Annotated in this window: 18 protein-coding genes and 1 tRNA gene; 12 read left to right on the forward strand and 7 right to left on the reverse strand. The window is 66.7% G+C overall.

The annotated features are described in order from the left end of the window. Positions 1-86: 86 nt before the first annotated feature. A complete protein-coding gene (locus tag H610_RS0108630) occupies positions 87-821 on the forward strand; it encodes a sulfite exporter TauE/SafE family protein (protein WP_028239280.1) in 735 nt (244 codons plus the stop codon). A 36-nt stretch (positions 822-857) separates the two neighbouring features. On the opposite strand, the gene H610_RS0108635 is transcribed toward H610_RS0108630, so the two are convergent. The 5 genes from H610_RS0108635 to moaB all read right to left on the reverse strand — a co-directional run bounded on the left by H610_RS0108635 (position 858) and on the right by moaB (position 5,778). After that, on the reverse strand, positions 858-1,118 hold the full coding sequence (locus tag H610_RS0108635) for a hypothetical protein (RefSeq protein ID WP_028239281.1): 261 nt from the start codon (positions 1,116-1,118) through the stop codon (positions 858-860). A gap of 170 nt (positions 1,119-1,288) precedes the next feature. Beyond that, positions 1,289-2,122, reverse strand: coding sequence for an inositol monophosphatase family protein (locus H610_RS0108640; protein ID WP_028239282.1), 834 nt, complete (start codon positions 2,120-2,122; stop codon positions 1,289-1,291). A 148-nt stretch (positions 2,123-2,270) separates the two neighbouring features. Further along, a complete protein-coding gene (locus H610_RS0108645) occupies positions 2,271-3,299 on the reverse strand; it encodes an acyltransferase family protein (protein WP_028239283.1) in 1,029 nt (342 codons plus the stop codon). Between the two features lie 731 nt (positions 3,300-4,030). Further along, the gene (locus H610_RS0108650) at positions 4,031-5,236 is read right to left on the reverse strand and encodes a molybdopterin molybdotransferase MoeA (protein WP_028239284.1); all 1,206 of its coding nucleotides are present in this window, start codon (positions 5,234-5,236) and stop codon (positions 4,031-4,033) included. A gap of 2 nt (positions 5,237-5,238) precedes the next feature. Continuing rightward, entirely contained in the window at positions 5,239-5,778 is a 540-nt protein-coding gene (gene moaB / locus H610_RS0108655) for a molybdenum cofactor biosynthesis protein B (RefSeq protein ID WP_028239285.1), read from the reverse strand. A 66-nt stretch (positions 5,779-5,844) separates the two neighbouring features. Between moaB and mobA the strand changes: the two genes are divergently transcribed. The 4 genes from mobA (at position 5,845) to H610_RS25680 (ending at position 7,368) form a co-directional block, all read left to right on the forward strand. Further along, positions 5,845-6,492, forward strand: coding sequence for a molybdenum cofactor guanylyltransferase MobA (gene mobA, locus H610_RS23615; RefSeq protein ID WP_084166415.1), 648 nt, complete (start codon positions 5,845-5,847; stop codon positions 6,490-6,492). After that, on the forward strand, positions 6,489-6,707 hold the full coding sequence (locus tag H610_RS0108665) for a YgdI/YgdR family lipoprotein (protein ID WP_028239286.1): 219 nt from the start codon (positions 6,489-6,491) through the stop codon (positions 6,705-6,707). Before mobA ends, H610_RS0108665 begins: the two co-directional genes overlap by 4 nt. An 89-nt stretch (positions 6,708-6,796) precedes the next feature. Then, positions 6,797-6,873, forward strand: a tRNA-Pro gene (locus H610_RS0108670). 321 nt (positions 6,874-7,194) lie between these two features. Continuing rightward, positions 7,195-7,368 carry a hypothetical protein gene (locus H610_RS25680; RefSeq protein WP_161630460.1) on the forward strand — a complete coding sequence of 58 codons (174 nt, stop codon included), beginning with the start codon at positions 7,195-7,197 and terminating at the stop codon, positions 7,366-7,368. Positions 7,369-7,376: 8 nt separating this feature from the next. Here H610_RS25680 and H610_RS0108680 read toward each other — a convergent pair whose 3' ends face one another. Beyond that, entirely contained in the window at positions 7,377-7,613 is a 237-nt protein-coding gene (locus H610_RS0108680; RefSeq protein WP_028239288.1) for a glutaredoxin family protein, read from the reverse strand. Between the two features lie 425 nt (positions 7,614-8,038). On the opposite strand from H610_RS0108680, the gene H610_RS0108685 reads away from it, so the two are divergent. The 6 genes from H610_RS0108685 to H610_RS23620 all read left to right on the forward strand — a co-directional run bounded on the left by H610_RS0108685 (position 8,039) and on the right by H610_RS23620 (position 13,154). Further along, complete coding sequence (locus H610_RS0108685; RefSeq protein ID WP_028239289.1) at positions 8,039-9,283, forward strand: OprD family porin; 1,245 nt, start codon at positions 8,039-8,041, stop codon at positions 9,281-9,283. Positions 9,284-9,456: 173 nt separating this feature from the next. Further along, positions 9,457-9,867 carry a DUF883 family protein gene (locus H610_RS0108690; protein WP_028239290.1) on the forward strand — a complete coding sequence of 137 codons (411 nt, stop codon included), beginning with the start codon at positions 9,457-9,459 and terminating at the stop codon, positions 9,865-9,867. Between the two features lie 17 nt (positions 9,868-9,884). Next, positions 9,885-10,268 carry a phage holin family protein gene (locus H610_RS0108695; RefSeq protein ID WP_028239291.1) on the forward strand — a complete coding sequence of 128 codons (384 nt, stop codon included), beginning with the start codon at positions 9,885-9,887 and terminating at the stop codon, positions 10,266-10,268. Beyond that, positions 10,265-10,582, forward strand: coding sequence for a hypothetical protein (locus H610_RS0108700; protein ID WP_028239292.1), 318 nt, complete (start codon positions 10,265-10,267; stop codon positions 10,580-10,582). Before H610_RS0108695 ends, H610_RS0108700 begins: the two co-directional genes overlap by 4 nt. A 90-nt stretch (positions 10,583-10,672) precedes the next feature. Beyond that, positions 10,673-12,004, forward strand: coding sequence for a deoxyguanosinetriphosphate triphosphohydrolase (locus H610_RS0108705; RefSeq protein ID WP_028239293.1), 1,332 nt, complete (start codon positions 10,673-10,675; stop codon positions 12,002-12,004). 4 nt (positions 12,005-12,008) lie between these two features. Then, positions 12,009-13,154: an FUSC family protein gene (locus H610_RS23620; RefSeq protein ID WP_084166416.1), complete on the forward strand. Its 1,146-nt coding sequence runs from the start codon at positions 12,009-12,011 to the stop codon at positions 13,152-13,154. On the opposite strand, the gene H610_RS0108715 is transcribed toward H610_RS23620, so the two are convergent. Further along, the gene (locus tag H610_RS0108715; protein ID WP_043238129.1) at positions 13,099-13,440 is read right to left on the reverse strand and encodes a YggL 50S ribosome-binding family protein; all 342 of its coding nucleotides are present in this window, start codon (positions 13,438-13,440) and stop codon (positions 13,099-13,101) included. The genes H610_RS23620 and H610_RS0108715 overlap by 56 nt on opposite strands. A 258-nt stretch (positions 13,441-13,698) precedes the next feature. On the opposite strand from H610_RS0108715, the gene dacB reads away from it, so the two are divergent. Continuing rightward, entirely contained in the window at positions 13,699-15,165 is a 1,467-nt protein-coding gene (gene dacB, locus H610_RS0108720) for a D-alanyl-D-alanine carboxypeptidase/D-alanyl-D-alanine endopeptidase (protein ID WP_028239295.1), read from the forward strand. Positions 15,166-15,226 lie beyond the last annotated feature (61 nt).

Here is a 15,226-nt window from a genome sequence, read left to right on the forward strand (position 1 = left end):
GAGAGGCATCGGCGCCGCTCGGTTCCGGGCTTCGAGCATTCGTTGCGCTTTGCTAAGCTGCACGCCCCCTGGTCGGCGGCACGCCCATGTCCCTGCATGACTTCCTCTGGTTCGCGCTCCCCGCGATCTTCCTTACCGGCCTATCGAAGGGCGGCTTCGGCGGCGCGCTCGGCGGTATCGCCGTGCCGCTGCTGGCGCTGGCGGTGTCGCCGAAGCAGGCCGCAGCGATCATGCTGCCGATCCTCTGCCTGGCCGACGTGGTGGGCCTGAAGGCCTATATCGGCCGCTGGGATCTGGCGAACCTGAAGGTGATGATGCCCGGCGCGCTGATCGGCATCGCCTTGGGCACGGCCACTTTCGGGCTGCTCGACGAGCGCCTGATCGGCCTGCTGATGGGCACCATCGCGGTCGGCTTCGTACTGCTCGGGCTGTTCAACCGAACGGCGAAGCCGCGGCCGCTGCAGCGCGGGCGCGGGACCCTGCTGTCGGCGCTGTCCGGCTTCACCAGCTTCGTCGCCCATGCCGGCGGGCCGCCGGCGATGATGCACCTGCTGCCGCAGCAACTGCCGAAGCTGCAGTACATCGCCACCATCAACGCCTTCTTCCTGCTGACCAACGCGCTGAAGCTGATTCCGTACGGCGCGCTCGGGCAGTTCACCCGGGAGAACCTGCTGCTCAGCCTGACGCTGGCGCCCATCGTGCCGCTCGGGGTGTGGACCGGGCTGTGGCTGCAGTCGCGCATCGACCACACCTGGTTCTACCGCATCGCGCGGCTGGGCATGCTGATCGCGGGGCTGCAGCTGATCTGGCGCAACCTGTGAACCCGGCGCCGGCGGCAGCCGACGCCGGAAGGCCCCTCAGGCGGCGCGCGACGAGAGTTCGCGGCCGTGGTCGAGGGCCTGGTCGACCAGCCACTTGCCGTGGGCGATGGAGGCGTGCTGCGCCTGTTCCAGTTCGGCCATGAAGGCGTGGTGGACCGGCAGCGGCAGCCGCCGGGTCATCTGCCCGGACGGCTCAATGATCCGGCAACCGGCCGCCCAGGGCATCGGGCTGCCCGGATGCTCGAGCACATCGGCGATGATGGTGTGGTCGCGGTGGGTGCAACGCATGCTGTTCATGATGACCTCCTCGCTGGATCGAGGCCGCCGAGGGCCGCGCGGGCGCTCGACGGACCTTCCCGCGTGTCGGCGGGTTGAGCCGTGCGGGGTGCACGGCTTCCGGCTGGTATAGCACAGCCGGCCCCGGATGCCGCGGCGGGCGACGGCCGGGCCGATGAACGCTGCTCGACTCAGCGCGTGCCTGCCGGGCTGTCCAGCCAGGGCCCGATCATCCCGGCGATCTGCTCGTAGACGCCGGGCGCGGCGACCAGGTAGGGGTTGCCATGCAGCAGGCCGTCGTCGCGGAAGAAGTCGTTCATCCGCCCGCCGGCTTCCAGCACCATGACCACGCCGGCCAGGCAGTCCCAGCTCTTCAGGTGCGTTTCGTGATAGGCGATCAGCCGTCCGGCGGCGACGTAGGCGGTCATCAGCGCGCCCGAGCCGTTGCGGATGAACATCCCGCCGGCATCCAGCAACTGCTCGAGGAACGGGATGAAATGCTGCTTGCCCGGCTCGTGGAAGGTGCCCACGCCCATCACCCCGTCGCGCACGTGGCGGGCGTTGTGCGCGGCCAGCGGCCGGTCGTTGACGAAGGCGCCGCGGCCGCGGCAGCCATGGAACAGCTCGTCGTGGTTCGGGTCGGCGATGACGCCCAGCGCCGGCTGGCCGTCCACCATCAGGCCGATGGACACGCACCAGCTGTGCAGGCCGTTGACGAAGCAGGCGGTGCCGTCGATGGGGTCGATCACCCAGACGCAGCGCGCCCCGAGATCGGCCGAGCCGCTTTCCTCGCCGAGGAAGCCATCCTCGGGAAAGGCCGCGGCCAGTTCGGCACGGATGAAGTCCTCCAGGGTGCGGTCGGCGATGCTGACTACGTCCTGCCGATTGTCGCCCTTGTGCTCGATGGCCAGGCTGTCGCGCTGGCGATAGAAGGCCAGGCCCTGCTGCGCCGCCTGTTCGGCGATGCGCCGCGCGGCCCGGTAGCGGACGTCCAGGTCGACGTCGGCGAATGGCGTGCTGTTCATGGGATTCCTTGGTTGAAACGGACCGCAGCATAGCGCGCCGGCGCCCCGGGCTTCGAGGGGCTGGGCAGGCAGAGGCCAGGAGCGGATGCCGCGCGATCCTTCCGCCCGGATGGCGCCCCGGCCCGGCGGGCCGGAGGCGATGCCAGCCTTAGACCACGGCGCGGCGCATGCTAAGCCGGGTGGCCGACATGGGCTTGGGCGGCGACAGCAGGAACGACAGGTTGTAGCGCTGGATGACCAGCTGTGCGATCAGCGGCCCGGCGATGCCGATAAGGGTGCCGACGATCAGGTGCACGGCGATCGAGTCGATGCCGAGGAACTTGCCGAGGATCACCCGCACGCCGCTGCCGGCGAGGATGTGCATCAGGTAGATGGTCATCGACGAGGCGCCGATGAACAGCAGCGCGTCCAGGCGCATGCGGCCGAGCCACATCGACAGCGCGATGGTGAAGAAGATACCCACCGTCGCCAGCGCCAGCACGGGCACCCCGCCGACCTCGTAGTTGAGCCCGAAGGTGATGTGGAACAGGTACTGGCCGACGACGAAGAGCGCGCCGAACAGCAGCGTCAGCTCGGCGGCGCGCGCCAGGAAGAACGCCTTGATCTCGTTGAACCAGATGCCCAGCGCGAAGAACACCGTGTTGGCCAGCAGGAAGCGGCTGATGGTGTCGACCGTCAGCGGTTCCTTGAACACGTAGAGCACGGCGAACACCCCCACCAGCGGCAGGAAGAAGCGCCGGTCCGCGCGCGCATAGACCAGCGCGCAGAGCACGAAGACGAAGAACAGCGCATAAAGGAACCAGAACTGCGCCCGCGGCTCCCACAGCAGCGAGAACACCTGGGCCAGCGTCACCTGGCCGTTGGTGTAGTTCGACAGCACGACCTCGAAGAGCCCCTGCAGCAGCGACCAGACGATGAAGGGATAGACGATGGTGTCGACCTTGTTGACGATCAGCCCGCCGCGACCGCGCTTGACCAGCGAGTCGTAGAAGAACAGCCCGGAAAGGAAGAAGAACAGCGGCATGTGGAAGCTGTAGATGATGCTGTCCACCAGCCTGTAGCGCCCCTCGTCCATGGGCAGCCCCGCGTTGAACACCCCTCTGGCGACATGGCCGTAGACGACGAGAATGATGCCGATCGCTTTCGCGTAATCGACCCAGACGTTTCTCTCCTGCATCACCGTCTCCTTGTGTGGAAGCACTGAAGTCGGGCAGGCGCGCACCGCCCCCGAATGGGACCTGTAGACAACCGAAAATGCGATTGGTGCGCAGCGGCGGTGCAGTAACCGCACGGAGCCCCGTCGACCCCAGCCTCCGTGGAGGCCGCGCCCGTTCCCGACGGGGTCGCGGCGTTCACCACATCCCAGTGGGAGGCGCGCCCTCGCGGCGATGCAGGCTGCAGACCTGCCTCCAGCGCTCAAAAGCATCGCCCCGAGGTCGGGCCTCCCACAAAAGCAGCCAACCCACCAGCCTCCGTGGAGGCCGCGCCCGTTCCCGACGGGGTCGCGGCGTTCACCACATCCCAGTGGGAGGCGCGCCCTCGCGGCGATGCAGGCTGCAGACCTGCCTCCAGCGCTCAAAAGCATCACCCCGAGGTCGGGCCTCCCACAAAAGCAGCCAACCCACCAGCCTCCGTGGAGGCCACGCCCGTTCCCGACGGGGTTGCGGCATTCACACATCCCAGTGGGAGGCGCGCCCTCGCGGCGATGCAGGCCACAAACCTGCCTCCAGCGCGCTCAAAAGCATCGCCCCGAGGTCGGGCCTCCCACAAAGCAACCAACAGCCAACCCCCCAGCCTCCGTGGGAGGCCGCGCCATTCCCGGCGGGGTCGCGGCGTTCACCACATCCCAGTGGGAGGCGCGCCCTCGCGGCGATGCAGGCCGCAGGCCTGCCGCTTTTCAACGACCGGCTAGTTCAGAAGCTCGGAAAACGGGAGGAAGCGGACCGCATCGCCCTCGGCCAGGGTGCGCTGCTCCGGTATCTCCACCAGCCCGTTGGCCCAGGCGGCGCTGCGCAACACCGCCGAGCTCTGGTTGCCGTACAGCCGCGCCTGCCCGCCCTCCAGCCGCGCACGCAAATACTCGCGACGGCTGCCGGCCCGGGGCCAGTCGAATCCGGCCGGTACCTGGAAGCTTGCGGGCGCCACCTCGGCCACACCGAGCCGGCGCAACAGGTAGGGCCTGGCCAGCAGGCCGAAGGTCACCAGGCCGGAGGCCGGATTGCCCGGCAGGCCGATGACCGGCACGCCCTGGTAGTGTCCGCAGGTCAGGGGCTTGCCCGGCTTGATCGCCAGCTTCCAGAGCGTCAGCTCGCCGGCCTCGCGCAGGGCCTGGCCGAGGAAGTCCGCCTCCCCCACCGACACGCCGCCGGACGAAAGGATGAGATCGACGCCGGAAAGCGACGCCAGGCACGCCCGGATCCGCTCAAGGTCGTCGGCCAGCACGCCGACGTCCACCACCTCGCAGCCAAGCCGGTTCAGCCAGGCGCAGAGAAGCGCGCGGTTGCTGTTGTAGATCTGCCCGGGCCCGAGTGGCAGGCCCGGCTCGACCAGCTCGTCGCCGGTGGACAGCACCGCCACCCGCGGACGCCGCCTGACCGGCAGCCGGTCGCGACCGACGGTGGCCGCCACGCCGATCTCGAAGGGCCCGAGCCGCGTGCCGCCCTCCAGCAGCGTCTCGCCCGCCCTCGCCTCGCCGCCCCGCGGCCGCACGTGCTGGCCCGCCCTCACCGCCTGCAGCAGGCGCACGCGGCCATCCGGCAGCACCTCGGCGTTCTCCTGCATCTCCACCCCGTCGGCGCCCTCGGGCAGCGGCGCGCCGGTGAAGATGCGCGCCAGGCTGCCCGGCAGCAGCGCATCGGGCTGCATGCCGGCGAAGATCTTCTGGCTGACCGGCAGCGGCTCGCCGGTGACATCGGCCTGGCGGAAGGCGTAGCCGTCCATGGCGCTGTTGGGCCATGGCGGAATGTCGATCGGCGCCCGTACCGGCTCGGCGAGCACCCGCCCGTCCGCCCCGCCCAGGGCGACGGTTTCGCTGCCCTCGATCGGGCTGGCATCCGCCTCGGCGAGCAAGCGCTCGAGGGCCTGTTCGACGGACAGCAGACCTCCGCCGGCCATGCTCAGCCCCTCGACTCGCAGGCGGCCACCGCCTTCAGGTGCGGGACGAAGTTGCAGGGACGGTGGCGCGCGTCCAGCTGCTCCTCGAGGATGCCGTCCCAGGCCGTGCGGCAGGCATTGGTCGAACCGGGCAGGCAGCACACCAGAGTGCCGTTGGCCAGCCCGGCCAGCGCGCGGGACTGGATGGTCGAGGTGCCGATGTCGGCCACCGATATCTGCCGGAAATATTCGCCGAACCCGTCGACCTGCTTGTCCAGCAGGCAGGCGACCGCCTCGGGCGTGCTGTCGCGGCCGGTGAAGCCGGTGCCGCCGGTGATGAGCACCACCTGCACCTCTTCTTCGGCGATCCAGGCGGCGACCTGGGCACGGATGCGGTACAGGTCGTCCTTGAGCAGCACGCGCGCGGCCAGGCGGTGGCCGGCCTCGCTCAACCGGTCGACGAGCAGCTGGCCCGAGGTATCGGTTTCGGTGGTACGCGTGTCGCTGACGGTGAGCACGGCGATGGCGAGGGGCTGGAAGGTCTGGTCGGCCGAATGACTCATGGCAATGTTCCGTTGAGAGCGGGCGGGTCGGGTGTTATATCACAGGCTTTTACCGGAGCTGGCGCCATGCCTGGACCCTTTCGACACCCCGTTTCCGTGCTGCTGCTGGCCGGCGGTCGCGGCCAGCGCATGGGGGGTGCCGACAAGGGCCTGCTGGACTGGAATGGGCGGCCGCTGATCGAAGCGGCGCAGCGGGTCGTACGCCCGCTGACGGACGACCTGATCGTCTCCTGCAATCGCAACCCGGACCGTTACCGGGCATACGGGGACCGGCTGGTGGGTGATGCCGAACCCGACTTTCCCGGCCCGCTGGCGGGCATTCGCGCAGGGCTGAGCGTCGCCCGGCACGCCTGGCTTCTGGTGCTGCCCTGCGACTGCCCGAGGATCGACCGCGACCTGGTCGAGCGCATGGTGACCGAAGCGCAGCGGCACCAGCGGCCGCTCATGGCGCGCCGCGGCGAGCGCTGGGAGCCGCTGTTCTGCGTGATCCCCACGGCCCTGCGCGTCACCATCGAAGCAGCCTGGTCCGCCGGGGTTCGCGCGCCGCGCCTGGTGCTTGGCGAGCTCGGCGCGGTGGCGCTGCCACTGTCAGAGGACGACCCGCGGCTGGCCAACTTCAACACGCCCGAGGCGCTGTCGCCCGCCTCGTCGGGAACTTGCGGCAAGCGGCTCCATCCCACGGAGAGTGACCATCCGCTTCGGAGCCCAAAATGAAACGCCCCTTCCTTCTCGCCCTGCTGCTGGCCCTGTTCGGCGCCCTCACCGCCTGCGCCAACCCCAGCGTGGTGACCCTGAACGACGGCCGCCAGATCCAGACGCTGGACACGCCGGAGTACATCGACGACGAAGACGTCTACGAATACGAGCAGCTCGACGGAAAGCCGGGCCGTGTTAACAAGGATCAGGTCCGCAAGATCGAGGAGTTGTGAGCGAAACGGCGGGATAATCGCCAGGCTGAAAAAAAGCTTGGCGTAACCCCTTGTGTACCAAAAGATTTTAGGTACAATGCGCGCCAACTCGGAGCGTAGCGCAGCTTGGTAGCGCGTCTCGTTCGGGACGAGAAGGTCGCTGGTTCGAATCCAGTCGCTCCGACCAAAATCCCGCGGCATTGCGAATGCCTCGAAAACCAGCCTCAGGGCTGGTTTTTTTTATGCCCGCACGGCGCAATGTTGCTCACTCAGGCCACCCCCGAGGTATAGCCTCCCACAAAAGCGGTTCTCCCCACCCGATCCCGTGGGAGGCGCGCCCTCGCGGCGAATGCAGGCCGCAGGCCTGCCCTATAGTCAGGCGCTCCCTGACCGACATCACTTAAGTGACAACACTGGCCCGCATGACGGCCTTGCACATCACCGTCTGGCCAGACGAGCCATCGTTCTGCCACTATTGGCAGCCCACCTCGTCATTCGGCACAGCAACATGGCCTGGCTGCTTCCTTCCCTTCTTTTCTTTCTACTGTCTGCGGCGCTGTACCGACGGTCCGGCATCGCCGACACCCTGCCATACGGCCTGGCCCTGGGTTCCGGCTCGATCCTCTCGCTGCTCGTGGCCATCGGCCTGAGCGGATATGCCGTCATCGTCATGCTTCGATGACAGTTTAGTTACATCAGGAAAACCCTAAGGCGCTCGGGCGTGAATGGCCAGTCGAGCTCGGCGCCGCTGTCCGTGCGCCTGAGTACCGGAATACGCAGCCCGTAGTGCTCGACCTGCCGTTCGCTCTCCGCTATGTCGATCAGCTCGACGCTTAATCCTCGAAGAACCAGCGGCATCAATAGGCTTTCCGCCTGCTCGCACAAATGGCAGCCTTCAGTGCCGAATAACTGACATTTTGGAAACATACCGACGATTTCCCTGCTTGATGAACAGTGCGGAGTCTATCAGCGCCACCCCGCGGAATTGCCGGGCACGGCCCTGCAAATGTGACATTTGCCGCAGCGAATCACTTCACGTATTTTTCCAATCGACGACAGCCGAACGAGACGCTAGGATGTCGTCACCCGCGCAGGCTGGACTGCTGCGCCGGGGGAGCGATTCACATAATGAAGCGCTGGTCCGAGGCAGCGACATATCGCTACTTATGGATTCTGCGGACGAAGTTTGCAGTGCAACTAGCCAACGCGAATTTGTTGAATGGCATGCCCCACGTTTGACGTAGGCATGTCGGCGACTAAGGTTTGACTGTCGCCCGCAAGTCGCCATGCTTAATTCGCACGCGCTGCAATTGCGACAACAGAGCATCATCAAAGTCAGGAGAACATAAGAAATGCTCAAAACCCCGATCGCCCGTGGCGTAGCCCTTGCCACACTGGGAGCTAGCATGGCCGTTCCGTCCATGGCTCAAGCTGCGTTCTTCGAGGACAGCAAGGCCAGCCTGGAACTGCGTAATTTCTATTTCAACAGCGATAACCATCAGTCGGGCGCGAGTCAGTCCAAGTCCGATGAATGGGCTCAAGGCTTTATTCTGAACTTCGAGTCCGGCTTTACCGAAGGCCCGATCGGTTTTGGTGTAGATGCCCTGGGACTGCTGGGCGTCAAGCTTGATTCCAGCCCCGACCGCACTGGTTCCGGCCTCCTGCCCGCAGGCAGCGATGGCTACGCTCCGGACGAATACGGCCGCCTGAACGGCGCCGCCAAGGTGCGGGTTTCCAAGACCGTCCTGAAAGTTGGCGATCTGATTCCGAAGTTGCCGACTATCCTGCCTAGCGATTCGCGCCTGCTGCCGCAGACTTTCCGCGGCGGGATGCTGACCTCCCAAGAGATCGAGGGGCTGACCTTCGTTGCCGGCCGACTGACCGACAATAGCCTGCGCAACGATGCAAGCTACGAAGATATAGCTATGGCCAGCGCAACGGGCGCAACCGGCCTTACTCCGACCGACAAGTTCGACTTCGCCAGCCTGAAGTACAAGTGGAACGATCAACTGACCACTTCCTACGATTTCGGCAAGCTGCATGACAACTACAAGCAGCACATCGTGAACCTGGTTCATGTATTACCGCTGGGCGACAAGCAGTCGTTCAAGAGCGACATCCGCTATGCCCACTCCACTGACGACGGCAATAGCAATGTGGACAGCAAGGCCTTCGGTGCGATGTTCACCTACAGCCTGGGTGGCCATGCGTTCGGTGCAGCCTACCAAGATCTTAGCGGCGACACCGCCTACCCCTATCTGGCGGGTGGCGATGCCTTCCTCGTGAACTACGTGATGATCGATGCTACCTTCGCCGATCCGGAAGAAAAGTCTTGGCAGCTGCGCTATGACTACAACTTCGCAGCCATGGGCATCCCGGGCCTGACCTTCATGACCCGCTACATCAAGGGTACGGATACCGGCCTCAATGGCAACGGTGGCGACGAATGGGAACGCGACACCGACATCGGCTATGTCGTTCAGACTGGTGCACTCAAGAACCTGGGTCTGAAATGGCGTAACGGTACCTACCGTGGCGACAATCGTGAAATCGATCAGAACCGCCTGATCGTCAGCTACACCATTCCGCTGCTGTAATCGCGACCGCCGTTCTTCGGCTCGCACGAAACCCGCCTGGCTCTGCCACGGCGGGTTTCTTTTTGCCTGCTGCATGCCCGGCCGGCCAGGGGAACCTTGAGGCGCAGCGGGGCTCGAAACTTCTGGCATCCGGGCGACCGGCCCTTTCGGAACCTGACAGAAGGAGCGACAGCATGACTCTCGAACCCACGAACAAGGTGTCCAGCGAGGCTCCGACCAACGAGCAGCCCGCCCCCGAGCCTTCCGGGCAGCAGAGCCTTTTCGACAAGAACGCCCACCGGCGCAACCTGCAGGCCGCGCAGGGCGCCCTGCTCCAGGAATTCCAGACGCTGATCGGCGACACCGAGCGCCTGCTCAAGTACACCCAGGACACCGCCGGCACCCAGGCACAGGAACTGCGCAGCCGCCTCAGCGCCAACATCAGCCGCGCGCAGAGCATGCTCAAGGAACGCCAGGGCACGCTGAACAGCCAGGGCCAGGCCGCCATCCAGTGCACCGAGGAATACGTGCACACCCATCCCTGGCAGTCGATCGGCATCGCCGCCGGCGTCGGCTTCCTGCTCGGCCTGATCGCGCGCCGCTGATGAACGAGGAGGCCTCGATGGATCAGACGCCACCGAGCGACGAAGCGCCGAAACCGACGATCCGCAAGCTCGGGGGAGCCTTCGTTGGCCTGCTGCAGGGCCACCTGGAGCTGCTCGGCATCGAGTTCAAGGAAGAGAAGTCGCGCACCTTCAGACTCTTCCTGCTGGCCGGCATCAGCCTCATCCTGGCACTGCTGATCCTCGTCGGACTGTCCGCGGCCGTGGTGATCGCCTTCTGGGACGAGCACCGCATCGCCGCCATTCTCCTGCTCTGCGCCGTCTACGCCATTGCACTGGCCATCTGCATTGCTCGTGCATTCAAGCTGGCCAAGGAAGCCGCCGATCCGTTCAAGGCGACGCTCGAAGAACTCGCACGTGACCGGGAGCGCCTTCTGCCATGAGTCTTCCGCTGACCACCTCCTCCGAACTGGGCCTGCGCAAGGACCTGGTGCGCCTTCGCATGGAAATGCACCGCCAGCAGATCCTCTATCACGCCCAGCCGTTGTCCAACCCGCTGCAACAGGTCAAGGGCCTGGTCGCCGCGCGGGCTTCCCGCGGCGGCGGGTCGGCCAAGCGCCCGGCGATGATGGCCGCGACCGTCATACTCGCCCTGTTCGGCCGGCGCCTGGGCAAGGTCGGCAAGCTCGCACGCGTGGCCTTGGCGATCTATCCGGTGATCCAGGCACAACGTCAGCTGCGCAAGCAGCGCGGCTGACGCCACCATACGATGTTGCGAACCGGCGCTCGTGGCGCGCGCTCGCTCGGGTTATGCTCGCGGCGATGACCCTACCGGAGAAGACCGCCTTTGGATTGGCACACGCTGCTTACGCGTGAGCGGCTCGGCAAAGCCGTCACGACCACGGAGGAACTCGGGCGCAGCCCCTTCCACAAGGATCATGACAGGATCATTTTCTCCGGAGCCTTCCGCCGGCTCGGGCGCAAGACGCAGGTCCACCCGGTCTCCAGCAACGATCACATCCACACCCGTCTGACCCACTCGCTGGAAGTCAGCTGCGTAGGCCGCTCGCTCGGCATGCGCGTCGGCGAGGTGCTGCGTGACGACCTGCCCGACTGGTGCACGCCGGCCGACCTGGGGATGATTGTGCAATCGGCCTGCCTGGCCCACGACATCGGCAACCCGCCGTTCGGGCACTCCGGCGAGGACGCCATCCGCTACTGGTTCGAACAGGCGGCCGGGCGCGGCTGGCTGGACGACATGAGCGACGCCGAGCGCGAGGACTTCCTGCATTTCGAGGGCAACGCCCAGGGCTTCCGCGTGCTGACCCAGCTGGAATACCACCAGTTCGACGGCGGCACGCGGCTGACCTACGCAACGCTCGGCACCTACCTCAAGTACCCCTGGACGTCCCGGCACGCCGAAGCCCTTGGCTACAAGAAACACAAGTTCGGCTGCTACCAGAACGAGCTGCCGCTGCTCGAGCAGATCGCCGGCCGCCTCGGCCTGCCGCAGCTGGAGGCGCAGCGCTGGGCGCGCCATCCGCTGGTCTACCTGATGGAAGCCGCCGACGACATCTGCTACGGGCTGATCGACCTCGAGGACGGCCTGGAGATGGAGCTGCTGGACTACGCCGAGGTCGAGGCGCTGCTGCTGGATCTGGTCGGCGACGACCTGCCGGAAACCTATCGCCAGCTCGGCCCGCGGGATTCGCGCCGGCGCAAGCTGGCGATCCTGCGCGGCAAGGCCATCGAGCACCTGACCAATGCCGCCGCCCATGCCTTCGTCGCGCAGCAGGACCGCCTGCTCGCCGGCGAACTGTCGGGCGACCTGGTCGAGCACATGCACGGCCCGGCGCAGGCCTGCGTGCTCCAGGCCAAGGGCCTGGCGCGCGAGAAAATCTTCCAGGACAAGCGCAAGACGCTGCACGAGATCGGTGCCTACCGGACGCTGGAGATCCTGCTCGAGGCCTTCTGCGGGGCGGCGCTGGAGCAGCACCGCGGCGGCGGGCTGTCGTTCAAGAACCGGCGGATACTCGATCTGCTGGGCAACAGCGCACCGGACCCGTCCTGGCCGCTGTACCGGTCCTTCCTGCGCACGATCGACTTCATCGCCGGCATGACCGACAGTTACGCGACGGAAATGGCCAGCGAGATGAGCGGCAGATCGAGTCCGACCTGAGCCCATGGGAAAACTTCTGCGACAGCTGCTGAACTGGCACCCGAGCCGGCCCGAGTGGGGCGCGGCGCTGGTGGCCGGATTCGGCTGTGCCCTGCCCCTGCTGCTGGGCCTGTTCAGCGGGCACCCCGGTTTCCTCTGGGCGACCGTGGGCGCGTTCCAGGCGGCCAAGGCCAATCCGCTGCACCGCCTCGGGATGCTGCGCATGCTGTTGCTGATCGCCCTCGGCGCGCTGAGCACGGCGCTCGGCTTCTGGTCGGCCACCCACCCGCTGGCGAGCCTCGGGCTGTTCGCCTTCTACGCGCTGTTGCTGGCCTGGCTGCAGCGCTACGGCACCGAGGCCGGCAAGCTGGGCATCGGCCTGGCGATCTGCCTGTGCCTGGGGCAGGGCCAGTTCGGCGTCAGCAACTTCAGCAATCCGGAGGCGATCGCCGTGCTGTTCGCGCTCGGCGGCCTCTGGGTGACCTTGCTCGCATTCGGCCTGCGCGGCATGCACGGCCTGCGCATGTGGCCCTACATGCCACGCCTGATGAGCGTGCTGCGCGTCCTGCGCCGGCACGCCAGGCGCACGCCGATCCGCCAGTGGCGCCTGCATGCGCTGACCTACGTGCTGGCCTGCTCGGCGGCCGGCCTGCTGGTGACCCTCGCCGGCTTGCCGCGTGGCTACTGGCTGACCCTGGCGGTCTTCACCACGCTGCAGTTCGACGTGCAGCGCAGCCTGATCCGCGCCATCCAGGCGAGCTTCGCCATCCTGCTGGCCGCCGTGCTATTGATCTATGCCGGCCACAGCCTGGCCGAACCGGCGCTGATGGCCATGATCCTGCTGCCGCTGGTAACCCTGTCGCGGGCGTTCCAGGCCAACCACTACGGGCTCTTCGTGATGCAGACCACGCTCTGCTTCGTGCTGCTGGCCGAAACCCTGGCCCACGACTGGAACCTGCCGCAGGTCCGCCTGCTCAACGCCCTGCTGGGCGTCGGCCTGGCCCTGGCGGTGACCCTCGTCATGTACGGGCTGCGGCGCTGGTTCGAGCGCCGCTCCCTGCCCCGCCGCCCCGAGCCGGCGTCCGATCCGGCCGAGCCCGGGGCGGTTTCTCCGGTCAGGCCTGAGCGCGCACAGGCGTCTGCGGATACCACACATCGATCAGCGGACTGAGCTGGAACTCGGCCAGTTCCGGGCGTCCTTCCAGCCACTGCTGCACGCGCTGGCGCTGCTCCTCGGTGACCGAGCCGCGGCGCGCCAGGCAGATGAAGCCGTAGTCTTCTCCCCCCACGTAGCCCAGACCATTGCCTTCGATCGCTTCGGCGAGGAAGGCCCGGAAGCAGGCGTTGACCGCCTCGCTGTCGAGCCCTTCGCGGTAGGTCAGGGTGAGCTCGCAACCGAGCTCCTGGAATTCGTCGACACAGAGCTTCTTGCGCAAACGCCTCGAGCGGATAGCCACGGAATTTCGTCTCCAATTCAATGAGAACGGCTACTCTATCAGTTAACGCTCGCCGGTGACGCAGACATGCAAACGGCTGTGTTCCTGCCTGCCGACGGCGCCCCCTCGCTTCCGATGGACGGCCGTCGGATAGCGGCACAGGGCCGTCATGCCCCATGCATAATGGCGCCAAATTTCCCTCAAGCAGTGGGTTGTTCAGATGTCGTATTTATCGCTCGCTTGCCCGGTCCACCCCGCCCCTGAAGGGGGCAACCGTCCATGATCCTCTTCGCCCGCCGCCTTCTCCTCGCGGCCCTCGCCCTTCCGCTGGCCATGCCTGTGCTGGCCGACGGCGCCAATCAGTCCCTGCCGCCCCGCGTGCAGCAGGCGCTGAAGGCCAACAAGATCGACAGCGACGCGCTCTCGGTGGTGATGCTGCCGCTCAACGGCCATGGCACCCCGACCTTCGTCAATGCCGACGTCTCGGTGAACCCGGCGTCGACGATGAAGCTCGTCACCACCTATGCCGCGCTCGAACTGCTGGGCCCGAATCACCAGTGGAAGACCGAGTTCTACGGTGACGGCCCGCTCAAGGACGGCGTCCTGGAGGGCAATCTCTACCTCAAGGGCGGCGGCGATCCGAAGCTGAACATGGAGAAGCTCTGGCTGCTGCTGCGCGATCTGCGCGCCAACGGCGTGCAGACCGTGACCGGCGACCTCGTGCTCGACCGCGGCCACTTCATCAAACCGGACCTGCCGGTGTTCGACGACGACGGTGGCGACCGCAACAAGCCCTTCCTGGTCGGCCCGGATTCGCTGCTGGTCAACCTCAAGGCGCTGCGCTTCATCGCCCGCAACGAAGGCGGCAAGGTGAACATCGCCGTCGAGCCGCCGATCGAGCAGGTGAAGATCGACAACCGCGTGCAGGCCCTGCCTGCCGCCAAGTGCCCGGGTTGGCCGGACGTGCGCTACAACCCGGTCCCCGAGAACGGCGGCGTCACCGTGGTGGTGACCGGCAAGCTGGCGGCCGGCTGCAGCGGCCAGACTTACCTGTCGCTGCTCGACCACCAGCAGTACGCCGCCGGCACCGTGCGGGCGATCTGGAAGGAGCTCGGTGGCAGCATCCTCGGCGAGGACCGCCTCGGCAGCGTCGACAAGGACGCACGCCTGCTGGCCCGGGCCTATTCGCCGGATCTCGTCGAGATCATTCGCGACATCAACAAGTACAGCAACAACACCATGGCCCGGCAGCTGTTCCTCAGCCTCGGCGCCGAATTCCGCAGCAAGGCCGATCCCGACGACGCCAAGGCGGCGCAGCGGGTGATCCGCGACTGGATGGCCAAGAAAGGCATAGTCGCGCCGCACCTGGTCATGGAGAACGGCTCCGGCCTGTCGCGCGCCGAGCGGGTCAGCGCGCGGGAACTGGCGACCCTGCTGCAGGCCGCATGGCGCAGCCCCTACGCGGCGGAATTCATTTCCTCGATGCCGCTGGCGGCGGTGGACGGCACCATGCGCAAGCGCCTGCGCAACACGCCGGTGGCCGGCAAGGCGCACATCAAGACCGGGACGCTCAACACCGTACGCGCCATCGCCGGCTACAGCCGCGACGGCAATGGCGACACCTGGGCGGTGGTGGCCATCCTCAACCACTCCCGGCCGTGGGGCGCCTCGTCGATCCTCGACCAGGTACTGGTCAGCCTGTCCGGCCAGACGCCGAACAGCAGCACCGCGACCGCCCAGCGCTGATCCCTGCTTGTCCCCCTCTCCCACCGGGAGAGGGGCCAGGGGTGAGGGAAGCACGCCTCGG

It is taken from the genome of Stutzerimonas azotifigens DSM 17556, assembly GCF_000425625.1.
GTDB classification, from domain to species: Bacteria; Pseudomonadota; Gammaproteobacteria; order Pseudomonadales; family Pseudomonadaceae; genus Stutzerimonas; species Stutzerimonas azotifigens.